This window comes from Klebsiella sp. WOUb02 (genome assembly GCF_050058015.1).
In the GTDB taxonomy this organism is placed as follows: Bacteria; Pseudomonadota; Gammaproteobacteria; order Enterobacterales; family Enterobacteriaceae; genus Klebsiella.
In genome coordinates this window covers 3,046,317-3,060,583 of the sequence record NZ_CP170110.1, presented here as the reverse complement: position 1 = coordinate 3,060,583, position 14,267 = coordinate 3,046,317, and the positions used below count along the sequence as shown (strand labels likewise).

General features: G+C 51.1%; 12 protein-coding genes. 6 read left to right on the top strand and 6 right to left on the bottom strand.

The features are described from left to right. Window positions 1–243: 243 nt before the first annotated feature. Window positions 244–933, bottom strand: coding sequence for a fimbrial biogenesis chaperone (locus ABOC21_RS21760; protein WP_426813239.1), 690 nt, complete (start codon window positions 931–933; stop codon window positions 244–246). 61 nt (window positions 934–994) lie between these two features. Beyond that, window positions 995–1,561 carry a fimbrial protein gene (locus ABOC21_RS21755; protein WP_426813238.1) on the bottom strand — a complete coding sequence of 189 codons (567 nt, stop codon included), beginning with the start codon at window positions 1,559–1,561 and terminating at the stop codon, window positions 995–997. A gap of 991 nt (window positions 1,562–2,552) precedes the next feature. Here ABOC21_RS21755 and ABOC21_RS21750 point away from each other — a divergent pair. Continuing rightward, window positions 2,553–2,894, top strand: a complete 342-nt coding sequence (locus ABOC21_RS21750; RefSeq protein ID WP_426813237.1) for a hypothetical protein — start codon at window positions 2,553–2,555, stop codon at window positions 2,892–2,894. Between the two features lie 312 nt (window positions 2,895–3,206). Here ABOC21_RS21750 and ABOC21_RS21745 read toward each other — a convergent pair whose 3' ends face one another. Then, window positions 3,207–3,989 (bottom strand): alcohol dehydrogenase, encoded by a 783-nt coding sequence (locus ABOC21_RS21745; RefSeq protein ID WP_426812794.1) that lies wholly within the window; start codon window positions 3,987–3,989, stop codon window positions 3,207–3,209. A 160-nt stretch (window positions 3,990–4,149) separates the two neighbouring features. On the opposite strand from ABOC21_RS21745, the gene tnpA reads away from it, so the two are divergent. Next, the gene (gene tnpA / locus ABOC21_RS21740; RefSeq protein WP_426812793.1) at window positions 4,150–4,563 is read left to right on the top strand and encodes an IS200/IS605 family transposase; all 414 of its coding nucleotides are present in this window, start codon (window positions 4,150–4,152) and stop codon (window positions 4,561–4,563) included. Window positions 4,564–4,656: 93 nt separating this feature from the next. Here tnpA and ABOC21_RS21735 read toward each other — a convergent pair whose 3' ends face one another. Together ABOC21_RS21735 and ABOC21_RS21730 are read right to left on the bottom strand one after the other, a co-directional pair. Continuing rightward, entirely contained in the window at window positions 4,657–4,803 is a 147-nt protein-coding gene (locus ABOC21_RS21735; protein WP_426812792.1) for a hypothetical protein, read from the bottom strand. A gap of 74 nt (window positions 4,804–4,877) precedes the next feature. Further along, complete coding sequence (locus ABOC21_RS21730) at window positions 4,878–5,909, bottom strand: IS630 family transposase (protein ID WP_426812791.1); 1,032 nt, start codon at window positions 5,907–5,909, stop codon at window positions 4,878–4,880. A gap of 44 nt (window positions 5,910–5,953) precedes the next feature. Between ABOC21_RS21730 and ABOC21_RS21725 the strand changes: the two genes are divergently transcribed. From ABOC21_RS21725 to ABOC21_RS21710, 4 genes are all read left to right on the top strand, one after another. Continuing rightward, window positions 5,954–7,156, top strand: a complete 1,203-nt coding sequence (locus tag ABOC21_RS21725; protein ID WP_426813236.1) for an HlyD family secretion protein — start codon at window positions 5,954–5,956, stop codon at window positions 7,154–7,156. Beyond that, complete coding sequence (locus ABOC21_RS21720; RefSeq protein WP_426813235.1) at window positions 7,149–9,293, top strand: peptidase domain-containing ABC transporter; 2,145 nt, start codon at window positions 7,149–7,151, stop codon at window positions 9,291–9,293. Before ABOC21_RS21725 ends, ABOC21_RS21720 begins: the two co-directional genes overlap by 8 nt. Beyond that, window positions 9,290–10,138 carry a YjeJ family protein gene (gene yjeJ / locus ABOC21_RS21715; protein WP_426813234.1) on the top strand — a complete coding sequence of 283 codons (849 nt, stop codon included), beginning with the start codon at window positions 9,290–9,292 and terminating at the stop codon, window positions 10,136–10,138. Before ABOC21_RS21720 ends, yjeJ begins: the two co-directional genes overlap by 4 nt. 59 nt (window positions 10,139–10,197) lie before the next feature. Then, a protein-coding gene (locus ABOC21_RS21710) for an IS5 family transposase (protein ID WP_426812222.1) occupies window positions 10,198–11,042 on the top strand; the annotation gives its coding sequence in 2 pieces (ribosomal slippage) (window positions 10,198–10,543 and window positions 10,543–11,042; 846 coding nt in all). A 71-nt stretch (window positions 11,043–11,113) separates the two neighbouring features. Here the strand turns inward: ABOC21_RS21710 and ABOC21_RS21705 are convergent. Then, the gene (locus ABOC21_RS21705) at window positions 11,114–14,266 is read right to left on the bottom strand and encodes a CusA/CzcA family heavy metal efflux RND transporter (RefSeq protein ID WP_426813233.1); all 3,153 of its coding nucleotides are present in this window, start codon (window positions 14,264–14,266) and stop codon (window positions 11,114–11,116) included. Between the last annotated feature and the right edge of the window lies 1 nt (window position 14,267).

Genomic DNA, 14,267 nt, shown 5'->3' with positions numbered 1-14,267 from the left:
ACATGGGGGGGTCTCCCGGTGCCTGAGCGTTGACCGACTGATAAATGGACAGGTCGGGAACGTTGGATGCATCACCTCCATTAGCCGATGTAATAAATGCGGGATCAAAGAATTCACGCGCGTTCACCGTAGTGTGAATGCTCGCCGTCATTATAGTAATAATGGCTATGCAGAGCGTAGATAGCCTGAAGGTATCTCTGTGTTCTATTGGCATAAAAACATCCATTTATAAATGCGAACTGTTTATGGCAATCTCGATGAATAGAGGGAACCTGCACCTCCATAATCATTCACTATTTTCCACGTTACTTTGGTAGCATTGCCGTTATCTTTTAACGTTATAGTTTTTGAAGAAAATGGCTCAATGAACTTAATTACTGCCTGATATTCATTAGCGCCGATCTGCACGTTTCTAAAATAGAAGAAAAATGGTGTCGGGTTTTTTATGGTTAGCCGATTACCGGTCTTACGCCATTCTATTTTTTCGGCTTCGGTATTATTGGATAACTCGTCCAACGCTTTTGGTCTGTAAATCAGCCGCATGCGATGGCGGACGTCGAGCTGTATGGTATTGCTGTTCGCATAGGTATCATCAGACGGTGGGATGGCCATGATATTAAAAAAGTAAGATGATTCACGGTCAGTGGGGGCATTGATATTGCCAGTAGAGAATATACGGACGGTGTTTTTCTGTTTCATCTCCAGGCGAAAAAGAGGCGGCGTGACCATAAATGCGGGCGTTTTTCCCTCTGCTGCTTCAACCCACGACTTGATCAGATAAGGCATTTCGTCTTTATTATCAATTTGCGCAGATATCTCACGAGCGCCTTCTTTATAAAGATAGCGAGTTGATTCGATAACAATTCCTGCATGCGCAAAGCCACTCAGTATCATGGCGAAGGCAATGATTGCCTTGATCATCATCTGGTACATTAGATTCCTTCAACATTTAATTAAAAGGGCCTGCTGGATTAGCAGGCCCCTTGAAAATTAATTAGATGGTGTAATCAATGGTAAAGGTTGCAACGCCTTTAACCGGGCCTTCAGTAACCGGGTTTGCCGCGTTGACTTTCACGTAGCCAGCAAGATATTCCAGGTTGGTTGCCTGATGCGGGGTGTAGGCTTCGGTAACCGCAGTGCCATCGAATTTGATACGGGCGCTGTTGCTCATTTTCTGAATACCGATACCGATGTTTCCAGCGCCGTTAACGGCAGTGTTGTCCAGAATGTCAGGAGTTGAAGAGGATGTGCCGGTAACTTTAACGCTCAGGCCGGTAACGTTGTTTTCATCTGCGCCGCCGATAGCACAGTCGCTAACCCGGAAACCAAATTGCTGGTTTTTAAATAATGTATTAACAGACTGACCGGTTGCTTCAGCAGTAGTTACGGTCATTAACTTAACGATACCGTTGTTGAGGGTACCCGTTGGGGTCACGACGCAAGAAGTCTGAGAGTCTGCTACTTCACCCAGGATAGTGACTTCAGCCTGGTTCGTTGCCAAAGCCTGAGCACTGAAAGCCGCAGAGGCAGTAATAACCATAGCCAGAATTGTTTTTTTCATCCGTTTAATCCATTCATTTAAAGTTAATTTATTAATTACAGGAAAGAGACCAAACATGACCTCAGAAACTTATCCCGTATGTATCCATATATACTTACTATTCAACCCTTACGGCCTGCATGGGTAAGTGCCGCTATATTAATCATGGGCTGTTAAAATACTCATCTGAATTTTTTTCAATAAAACTTAATACACACAAAGAACCGTGTCGTGAGGATCGGTGGCGGTTTTTCTTAATGACGGAAAAGCGGCTTATGGCGGGCGCTGGCGGGCTGGTTAGTGAGAGGGATTATCCTCAGAGATAAACAGGGAGGTTAAACAAAGTTAATATCTGCAAAGATTCTTTATGGTTTCATCATAAGAGAAAAACAGGTGGCGCTATTTTTTAGAGAAGGTATTAGTGAAACGCTTATAATAAGCATAGTAAGGTTATTATCTTACTCTTTATTATTAACGGTTGCGGTAATATCACGGCTATTGATTACATTAGTGCATCGGGGGGCTTACGTTCAGCAGATAAAAAGATGAGATGAACCACTGGCGTGAATTTAGGGGCTCATTAGAGAGCTGCGATGGCGTCGGCATCGCAGTCTCTTCCTTTATTGATTTCTTACTATGTGGTTGTTGAACATAGTGAAAATACATTTCTTTTTTGTGATTAAGAAAAGTTAACAGACCCATCACAACGCCCTTCGAGGGAGAATCCGCCTGGCCTTCGCTGCCATCAGAGTCGCGATAAGCAGGGAACAGCATACCTATGCTCAACGGTTGTTGAGAGCGGATTAAGCCCTGAAAATTATGTCCCCTATTGATAAGTCCTTTTCTTATTCATATTTTTATTTCTTATTTAATCCTGAAGTTTGGATTATTCATGAAACTAAAGTTGTTTTTTTACGGGAAGTGCCGAAAATAGCCTCCCATCAGCACAGCATATGTGATTGATAAATTTATACCATCTGGAATATACAACTTAAATAGATAAGGAATAGTGATGAAAGTACTTTCTCTTGAAGAAATGAATGCCGTTTCGGGCGCCTACTCCTGGAGCAGCCCTTGGGATATTTTTGGCAATATCGGTGAAGCGGTAGTCAGCGCAACGCTGGGCGCGGTTGCCGGCTTTGCTGCGGGAGCAATCATTGGCGGAAAGCACGGCGGCGACGGCGGCGGAGTTCTCGGATTCGGCACTATCGGCCAGGGCGTTGGGATGATCGGTGGCGGTATTATTGGTGGCATCACCTGCGGTATCGGCGGATTGATCGTTGGTTTTGAGGACACCTGGGAATATACCCAAAGAGCACTTGATGGTTACCTCGACGGTACCTTTAAACCATGAGTTCGAATTGACTCCTCTTCTGGCCCGATGCGTCGGGCCTTTTTATATCAGGTCAGGTGTTCATGGGTAGAAGATTGTTCAGACAGGAAGCAATAGAACATCAGCGAAGCTACTGGAAAGGGCGAGTGATTCTGTTCGGCGGCGTTTCACCGCTGATATACACATGATACTTCAAGTTGCAGTTTGTTAAGTTCATTCCCTTATATTAATCATTCACTCTGTAACTGATTAAGGATTTGGTGCATGGCCGCCTTTTAGCAAAGCAGATTTTTGGATTTCTTTATTCAATAAAACCAAATCCACCTCAACCCGCTACACTACCGCAACATATTTTATGCCATTGTTATTCTCTTTTAACGTTTCAAGCGTCTGTGGAATGTCATCAAACGCAACGGTTTGAATAAACGGCATAATCAACTCGCAGCGACCGATCTGTTGCAGCATGTTTTCGCCGGCTTGACGTAACCGACTCCACTGTACATTGCTACCGTATGCATGAATGGCTGCCAGAGCAATTTCATGAAGCGAGATACTGGTCGTGAACGGTGGTAATGGCGCTTTTTCCAATCTGTCCTGAATACATACAAGATGGCCGTAATAACCCAGTAATCCCGCCAGAGATAGTGCATTTTGCTGATTGACGGTATCGAAAGCAGCGTACAGCGGTTTTTCGCCCAGTGCGCGATTCAACTCATCTGTCCATGACCTATGGCCATAGTCAAAGCACTGGATGACCCCATGGTTGAGCAATTTTTGATGATGCCTGCCGCTGGCGGTGACATAAACATTAGCGCCTGCCTGAATAAGCATCTGTGTTAACAGGCTGCCAGCACTACCACCGGCACCGCTGACAAGCACGTTCTCACCAGAGAGATGAGGGACTTTTTGCACTGCCTGCCAGGCCGTCAGACCCGGGCAGGGTAACGCTGCCGCGCTGATATCACTGATATGCTCGGGAACAGAAATAACTGCATGAGCGTTGACTATTGTATGGCGGGAAAAACTGCCGTCGAATCGAAGATCGGTATGGTACATTACCCGAGAACCAAGGCGCAGATGCGTGGCGTTTCGGCCTGTGGCGGCTATGACACCCATACCATCTACACCTGGGATTTGGTCAATTTGCCAGATATCTGATAGACCATTCAGTAATTAAATCCGGTAAACCCCCGGCATTGCCGGGGGACTCCGAAAGGTTTGACCTTTAAGTCAGTCGCGCGAATCTGAAATCTCCGCCAAGAGATGAGGATTCGTGATGAGAGACTATCAGAGCTTAAGCCATACGAAATGGGACTGTAAATATCACGTGGTTTATATCCCTAAACGCCGGAAACAGCGGTTATATGGTGCGCTGCGGCATGAGTTGGGAAAAATATTCCACGAGCTTGCGAGCCAGAAGGGCTGTCAGATTTTGGAGGGGCATCTGATGCGTGATCATGTCCACATGTGCATCAGCATACCGCCAAAGTACTCGGTATCGACAGTCGTCGGCTATCTGAAGGGAAAAAGCGCGATAGCGATAGCACGACACTTCGGCAGAGGTAAAAACTTCACCGGAGAAGTTTTCTGGGCACGAGGATATTTCGTTTCAACCGTTGGTTTGGATGAAGCCACGGTCAGGGCATACATACGCAACCAGGAGAGAGAGACGAACGATACGATCAAATGAAACTGAACGTATAGCAGCCGCCTTGGGCGGCTCATGGTTTGTCGGCGCCTTTGAGGCGCTCCCCCTAAAGCCTCCGGCTCTGCCGGAGGATACTTACTTCCAGTCTACAGGATTGATGCCAATAGCCCGATTCTCAATCAGCACCTGATCATCGCCAGGTTCCTGTAAGACTTTTTCGTGGCGAACAAGCAGGAGTGGAGATACTTGTTTTTTCCACAGAAAGGCTTCGGTTTCTATCATTGATCAGTCCTCTGGTTTTGGTGAAAGGACAAATTAAACAGCGCCTGAGCGTGAATACAATTTCATTTACCCAATCATACCGAAGATGCTGGTCTGAGTGTCTGGAAATTATCGTTAATCCGACAGGTCAGTTGCCCGGCTATCACTGGCAGGGTATCGCTGAAAAATCCGTTTATTGCCGCCCGGAAGGCCTTCGCCGTGGCAAAATACCGGTTGTTCCGGGCATGCTCATTCATGACCTTCCACAACCGCTCAATCGGATTCAGATTCGGGCTGTAAGGAGGCAGGTAGTGCAGTTCAATATTCATCACCACCGCCCAGTCCTGCACCAGTGAGGCACGGTGATACGGTGCACCATCCAGTATAAGATGCACTTTCTGCCTGACCGGGTAAGTCTGCCGGATAGCGATGAAAAACTCACAAATGGTTCTGGCATTAATCTGCGCATAATCGCAGGTCACTGTCCGGGCGATGTCGTTCAGGCTGAGTGCCCCGATGATATTCATCCGGGTACGGCTGCCGGTGGTTTTAACCGCTTTGCGCTCACCCCGGCGTATCCAGCCACCACTCAGTTTCGTTGACTGCGTGGGATGCACCGCATCCATAAACAGGATGGGTTCGCTGTCACCCGCCGTCAGCTTCAGAGCCTCATATTCAGCCATGAACTGCTGCTGTTTTTCTTCGCTGAACTTATGCGGGACGCCCGTCGGCTTTTTCCATGAAAAACCATTGCGGTGAAGCCACTTGTTCATCCCCGGAATGGAGTAAGACACACCGAAACGCTCGCTGACGAGGGCAACAATACTGGCTGTACTCACATGTACGTCATCGGTCAGCAAACAGATTAACTCTGCTGAGTGCGCAGAACTGAGATGCTCCTGAGAACCACCGTTTTCAGAGGTCAGCTTACCCTCATCAAGATAATCCGCGATATGGCGCAGGACGGTGGTCTCATGGATAAGCTGGGACTGCGCAATCATGGTCGTTGACCAGCCCTGAGCAGAGAGGAGTACGCAGCGAATTCTGTCGCAGACACGGCGGTCACGGCTTAGGCGGTGCTGAGCCTCAAGGGCTGCAATCTGTTCGGGTGAGAGTCTGATGTTCATGAATTAAGCATGATCCCCTGACTGCATGAAATCAAGCAGTTTCAATGATCACGGGTATAGTCTCCGCATGCTGTATTGCTTTTTTAGCTGTCATTATTGCTATGCTTTGCTTTTTTAAATATACCAAAAGAATTGATGTTGTCGGCGAGGTTATTACTCTGCCCCATCCTCTTAATATCTCCTCGCCGCAGCTTGGTTCGATCTCGAAACAGTATGTCCAGGTTGGTGATGTTGTTAAGAAAGGCACCGTGTTATTTGAGCTTGATGTATCCAAAAATACCGACGTTGGCAACGTCAGCGATACTAATATTTCAATGGTGAAAGCCAAGATTGTCAATGCTGAAGATATCATCAAAAAACTAAAAGCTAACAAAGATGATTTTATTGGCACAACGCATCGCCAGATTCAGCGCTATGAGCGCTCCCTTGATGAAACCGAGAAAATGCTGACGACGGCTAAAAAAGGTCTTTCACATATTGAGAATTCGCTGCAGAGCTATAGCAACTACCTGCGGCGAGGGCTGATCAATAAAGATCAGTACAATAATCAGCACTCTCTTTTCGTCCAGCAGCAAAATGCGTTTCAGTCATTATCATCGCAGAAAATGCAGATAGAACTGCAGCTCACCCAGACCCGTAGCGATTTAACGGTAAAGACCGCTGAGCTTGATAATCAGATTACTTCACAATATAGCCAGCTGAGAGATCTGCAAACGCAGTTAATCGAAAATAGCGCCAGCGGAAGAATTTTAGTTAAGTCAACGATTGACGGCCGGGTGGAATCGATAGCCGTTACGCGTGGCCAAATGATCGAGGCCGGCAGCAGCTTAGCTCAGGTTAAGCAGCTTAGCGGTATTGACTACTATTTATTGCTATGGCTCCCCGATAACAGTTTACCCTATGTCAAAATCGGCGATACCGTGAACATTCGCTACGATGCTTTTCCTTCAGATAAGTTTGGGCAATTCTCTGGCAAAGTGATGTCCATTTCATCAATGCCGGTTACCCGCCGGGAATTATCTGACTACGGTAATAGTCAGGCTAACAGTAATACGTCGCCGACGCTCTATAAAGCTATTATCAACGTTAAAGAAAAAGAGTTTATTTATAAGAACAGAACGCTTGTGCTGTCTAATGGCCTTAAGGCGAAGAGCATTGTTTTTACCGAGGAAAGGCCGCTGTATCAGTGGCTGTTCTCACCAGTATATAAAGTAGTTCAGAGCCTTAAGGGACCCAACGATGAATAAAGACGTGCTTGATTCAATTTTTAGAAGGATCAACTTTTCAATCAGGAACAAGGTCCCGGTTATTATACAGTCTGAATCAACGGAGTGCGGCAATGCCTGCTTATCAATGATTTGTGGGTTCTACGGCAAAGATATCGATCTGTTCAACTTTCGCAATATCTATGGTTCATCATCTAACGGGACGACGCTAAATGCTCTGGCGACTATTGCGCAGAAGGCTGGCCTGAAGACGCGGGCGCTATCTCTGGATATTGAAGAGATCGGCGAGCTCCGTATGCCCTGCATACTGCACTGGTCGTTAAATCATTTTGTCGTGCTGGTCGCGGTAAAAGGTAAGCGTTTTATTATTAACGATCCGGCGCTTGGGCGGCGCGTGGTCCACGGTAAGGAAATATCAGAAAACTTCAGCGGCATTGCGCTCGAGGCATGGCCGGATAGCGGCTTTGTTCAGGAAAAGCAGCGCTCGCGGCTGAGGCTGCGGGAGCTAATGCACAACATTGTTGGCCTGAAGTCGGCGCTGACGAAAATATTGATGCTGTCGATAGTCATTGAAACGGTGAATTTGCTGCTGCCGATGGGCACGCAGGTTGTTACCGATCATGTTATTACCGCACATGATGAAAACCTGCTGCTGGTGATCTGCGTCGGGCTAATGTTTTTCACGATATTTAAAACCTGGGTCAGTATGCTCCGCGCGTGGGTTTCGCTAAAGCTGAATACGCTGACCGACGTGCAGTGGAAAACGAGCTTTTTCGATCATCTGATCGGCCTGCCGCTCGCGTTCTTTGAGAAACGCCAGCTGGGGGATATACAGTCGCGGTTTGCTTCTCTCGATACTATCCGCTCAACCTTCACTAACAGCATCGTCAGCGGAATTATTGACTCAATCATGACCATCGGCCTGCTGGTGATGCTGTGTCTGTACGGCGGCTGGCTGGCGTGGGTGGTGGTGGGATTCACCGTGTGCTACGCCGCGATGCGCGCGATCACCTATAAATTCTACCGTGCCATTAATGAAGAGTTAATCGTCAAACGCGCGCGCTCGGGCTCGCATTTTATGGAGTCGCTGTACGGCATCGCGACGATAAAATCGCTTAACCTGAAAAACAGGCGCTCCCAGCATTGGCTGAATACCAATATCGATGTCAGCAACGCAGGTCTGAAGCAAACGCGTTTCGATATGCTGTTTGGCGGCATTAATACGTTCATTAACTCGACCGATCAGGTTGTCATTTTATGGCTCGGTGCGCAGATGGTTATGGATAACACCATGACTATCGGTATGTATATGGCGTTTAACGCCTATCGCGGCCAGTTTGCGCAGCGCGCCGCGGCGCTCATCGATCTCACTATGCAGCTGAAAATGCTGTCGCTACATAACGAGCGCATTTCAGAAATTGTCTATAGCGAACCCGAGGTTGAGTCGCCGGTAAGAAAGATTTTTGCAGATGATATCGGCGTTTCTTTAGAAGTGCAGAATTTGGCCTATCAGTACGACAGGCTGTCAAAACCGGTTTTTTCTAACGTCAATATCAGCGTTGCCGCTGGGGAATCCGTCGCGCTGATCGGCGCGTCGGGCATCGGTAAAACAACGTTACTCAAAGTCATGTCCGGCCTGCTGACGCCCGAGCGGGGGGATATATTTATTGGCGGTTTTGATATTAACAAAATCGGCATTAATAACTTCCGCAGCAATATCGCCTGCGTATTACAGGAGGACCGCCTGTTTTCCGGGTCGATTGCCGATAATATTTCCGGCTTTGATGAGGAGATGGATCGGGCTCTGCTCGTTGACTGCGCAATGAAATGCAATATCCATGAAGAGATTCTGCGCATGCCGATGGGCTATGAAACGATTATCGGTGAACTTGGCGCCGGGATCTCTGGCGGTCAAAAGCAGCGCCTGCTTATTGCCCGGGCGCTGTACCAAAAACCGAAAATTCTATTTATGGATGAAGCCACCAGTCATCTTGATATTAATAATGAAAAGATGGTCAACGCGGCAATTGAATCTTTAAACATCACCCGGATTATTATTGCTCACCGTCCTTCAACCATCGCCTGTGCCGATCGGATCATTGATTTAGCGAAACTTACCTTATTGCCACAGCAGCCTACTACGGAGACTATTTTATGAACATCTTAACGGGCATTAATACCGGGATCATTAAATCACCCAACGCCGTGCGGGCGTTGGCCCTGAAGATGCAAAGCGTCTTGACTGCGGAAACGCTTATGTACCTGCCGCCGGATCGGGTACAGGACCTGGTTTTTGCTGTTTTCTGCGGTTACCGCAGGCTGCAGATGATGTTCCGCGAGGATCCTGAAAGCATCAGAGCGCGCACCATCGCTGATACCGAGCGCTTAAACAACCGCGCGCTCTCCGTCACCCTTGATGAGATACAGAACCCTGATGTCGCGCTGCGGGTGACCGATTTTGTGATGAAAGATCGTCAGGATAAGGTCACTTTTCTGTTCTTTTTGCAAAATGAGGCGGTGATATCTGTGGATCTGACGGTCACACAGATGGAGTTTCTGCTCAATCTTGTGTTGGCAACGATACACAAGACCGAGGATGCGGCGTTTATTTCTCTGGCCCTGCAGGCTAACGATTTTATTCCGTTCTATACCGTCGATTTTGCCAATATCGACAGCAGCGGGGTTAACTATAATAAATTTAACGTGCCGGCCTGGAAATTCTCAGCCTTCAGCGATTTTTATTCGCTGGTTATGATTGGGGACGATGGCAATATCCCGTGCGGAGCCATCATTAAAGCGATGCCGGAGATTGAAGCGAGCCGGGTTAAGGCGATTGGCGAATTATTAGTAAATAATAACCCGCTGCTGGCTCCCTACCGGCAGCGAACGCTGGCCTTTGCGTGTGAAAAAATTGCTCCCGGGGTGAGAGAAGAGGAGATGGAGAAGCTGCTGCGGGCGCATATCCAGCATCGAGCAGCGAAGATGTCTCCATCAACGTGCTAGGCTGTGTCCCGTAATCACCTGAGCTATAGTAACTGTCTGTTTCCACAACATATTAAACTATGGCTCGCTACGACATTCCCGATGAAGCATGGACTATCATCCAACCCTTTCTGCCAGCAGCGTCTGCCTCTCCACAGGCCGGGCGTCCGTGGGCGGAGCATCGTATGATCATCAACGGCATGTTCTGGGTGCTGTGTTCAGGTGCACCATGGCGTGATTTACCTGAACGGTACGGCCCATGGAAGACCGTTTATAACCGCTTTAACCGATGGTCAAAATCGGGTGTGATTAACATTATTTTCAACAAGTTACTTTCAGCTCTGGATGCACATGGCCTCGTGGACTGGTCGGCCACTGCACTGGATGGCAGCAATATCCGGGCGCTGAAATGTGCTGCCGGTGCGCAAAAAAACAACCCGATATCACCGGAGATAATGGGCTGGGTCGCTCTCGCGGTGGTTTTGGCACCAAAATTCATCTGGCGACAGACGGAAGTGGTCTGCCGTTAAACATCGTACTGAGTCCCGGTCAGGCTCACGAAAGCCAGTTTGCACAACGTCTTCTGGACGGTATCGGTGTTCAGCGCCAGAACGGAAGTATCAAGCGCCGTGGTCATGCAGTACTGGCTGATAAAGCCTACTCCGGACATGCGTTACGTAACGAACTGAAAAGAAGAGGGATAAAAGTTGTCATCCCGCGTAAATCCAATGAAAAAATGGCCACAGATGGTCGTTCACCACTCGATCGTGAAGCCTACCGCAATCGCAATGTTGTTGAGAGGTGCTTTGGTCGCCTGAAAGAATACCGCCGCATTGCCACACGTTACGACAAAACGGCGAGGAATTATCTGGCGATGGTGAAACTGGGTTGCATCCGATTGTTTTACAAGAGGTTATGTAATTAAGGGACACAGCCTAGCTTCCTCCTGATAAGTCGGCGAGCGGGGCGAAGCGCGTCCGGCCCGCCGCTGCTGGGTTATGCCCGCTGCGCCGGGCGTCGGTGCCGATACAGCCACATCAGCTTATAGGCCGCCGGAATAATAAACAGCGACAGCAGCGGGGCGGTGATCATCCCGCCAATCATCGGCGCGGCGATGCGGCTCATCACCTCGGAACCGGCGCCGGTGCCCCATAAAATTGGCAGCAGGCCGGCGATAATCACCGCCACGGTCATCGCCTTTGGCCGCACGCGCAGCACCGCGCCCTGATACAGCGCCTCGTCGAGCCGGTCTGCGCTGAAGGTTGCCGCGTTTTCCAGCGTCGGTTCCGCTTCAATGGCGTGGCGCAGGTACATCAGCATCACCACGCCAAACTCCGCCGCTACCCCGGCAAGGGCGATAAAGCCGGTGCCGGTCGCTACCGACAGATGGAACCCCATCCAGTAGAGGAACCAGATGCCGCCGACCAGCGCGAACGGCACGCTGGCGACGATTAGCAGCGCTTCGCCAACGCGACGGAACGCCAGGTACAGCAGCACGAAAATGATCATCAGCGTCATAGGGACCATCAGCTTCAGCTTCTGGTTGGCGCGTTCGAGCAGCTCAAACTGGCCGGAGTAGGAGACGCTGGTCCCCGGCTTCAGCTTCACGCCCTCGACGACGGCCCGCTGCAGATCGTGAACCACCGAAACCATGTCGCGATCCCGGACGTCGATATAGATCCAGCTGGTCGGGCGGGCGTTCTCGGTTTTCAGCATCGACGGACCGGTTACCACCTTCACCTCCGCCACGTCGCCGAGGACGATTTGCTGCTTCAGCGGCGTCAGGATCGGCAGCTGGCGCAGGGCCTCCGGGCTATCGCGATAGCTCTGCGGGTAGCGGATGTTGATCGGATAGCGTTCAACGCCTTCCACCGTTTCGCCCACCATCGCGCCGCCTATGGCCGATGAGACGAACAGCTGCACGTCGCCGACGCTCATGCCGTAGCGGGCGGCCTTCTCACGGTTAATATCGATATTGAGATAGCGTCCGCCGACCAGCCGTTCCGCCAGCGCCGAGGTGACGCCCGGCACGGTGCGGGCCACGGCTTCAATCTGCTCGGCGCTCGCGTCGATGTCGGCGAGGTTGCTGCCGGAGACCTTTATACCGATTGGGCTTTTGATCCCGGTGGAGAGCATATCGATCCGGTTACGGATCGGCGGCACCCACAGGTTGGCGAGCCCCGGCAGGCGCACGGTTTTATCCAGCTCCTCGACGATCTTCTCCATGGTCATCCCCGGGCGCCACTGATCCTGCGGCTTGAGCTGAATGGTCGTCTCGACCATCTCCAGCGGCGCGGAATCGGTGGCGGTCTCGGCCTTGCCGGTCTTGCCGAACACGCGGGCCACTTCCGGCACCGTCATGATCAGCTTATCTGTCTTCTGCAGCATATCCGCCGCCTGCGAGGCGGAAATCCCCGGCAGCGTCGACGGCATATACAGCAGATCGCCTTCGTTGATCTGCGGTAGAAACTCGCCGCCCACCCGACTGAGGGGCCAGATAACCGTCAGGATCGTCAGCGCCGCGACCAGCAGGGTCGTCTTCGGCCAGCGCAGCACCTTTAGCAGCAGGGGGTGATAAATGCGGATCAGCAAACGGTTGAGCGGGTTGCTGCTCTCCGCCGGGATCCTGCCGCGGATCCACAATCCCATCAGGATCGGGATCGCCACGATCGCCAGCAGGGCCGCCCCGGCCATCGACCAGGTTTTGGTAAACGCCAGCGGGCCGAACAGCTTCCCTTCCTGCCCTTCGAGGGTGAAAATCGGGATAAACGACAGGGTGATAATCAGCAGGCTGATAAACAGCGCTGGGCCGACTTCCACCGAAGCGTCGGTGATGATTTTCCAGCGCGTCTCGTTATCGGGCCGCTCTCCGGGATGCTGATGATCCCACTCCTCCAGCCGCTTATGGGCGTTTTCTATCATCACGATGGCGGCATCGACCATCGCCCCCACCGCAATCGCAATCCCGCCGAGCGACATGATGTTGGCGTTCAGCCCCTGGAAATGCATCATGATAAAGGCGAAGCACAGGCCGAGCGGCAGAGAGATAATGGCGACCAGCGCCGAGCGTATGTGCCACAGGAACAGGGCGCAGACCAGCGCAACAACGATAAACTCCTCCAGCAGCTTTGCGCTGAGGTTGTCGATGGCCCGATCGATCAGCTGGCTGCGGTCATAGGTGGTGACCACCTCAACCCCTTCCGGCAGGCTGCCCTGCAGGGACGCCAGCTTGCTTCTTACGGCCGAAATAACTTCGCGGGCGTTCTTACCGGAGCGCAGGATCACCACGCCGCCGGCCACTTCACCTTCACCGTTCAGTTCGGCAATGCCGCGGCGCATTTCCGGGCCGATTTGTACCCTGGCGACGTCGCGCAGATATACCGGCACGCCGCTGTCGCCGGTTGTCAGCACGATATTGTTAAAATCGTCGAGGCTTTGCAGATAGCCGCTGGCGCGCACCATATACTCGGCTTCCGCCAGCTCGACGGAAGAGCCGCCGGCCTCCTGGTTGGCGCTATCCAGCGCCGATTTCACTGCCGCCAGGGTAATGCCGTACTGGGTCAGCTTCAGCGGATCGACAACGACCTGATACTCTTTAACCGCGCCGCCCACCGACGCCACTTCCGAAACGTCCGGGATGGTTTTCAGCTCATATTTTAAAAACCAGTCCTGCAGCGATCTCAGCTCAGCGAGGTCGTGCTTGCCGCTGCGATCGACCAGCGCGTACTCGTAGATCCAGCCGACGCCGGTGGCATCCGGCCCCATCTCGGCGCTGACGCCGGCCGGGAGCTTGCCCTGCACCTGGTTGAGGTATTCCAGCACCCTTGAGCGCGCCCAGTAGGGATCGGTGCCGTCGGCAAAAATCACGTAGACGTAGGAAGCGCCGAACTGCGAGAAGCCGCGCACCGTTTTGGCGCCCGGCACCGACAGCATGGTAGTGGTCAGCGGCCAGGTGACCTGGTTTTCAACGATTTGCGGCGCCTGTCCGGGGTAGCTGGTCTTGACGATCACCTGCACGTCGGAGAGATCCGGCAGCGCGTCCACCGGCGTGTGGACAATGGTCCACGTCCCCCAGATGCTGAGGAACAGCGCTCCCATCATCACCAGAAAGCGGTTAGCCACCGAGCGACGGATAATCCATTCAATCATT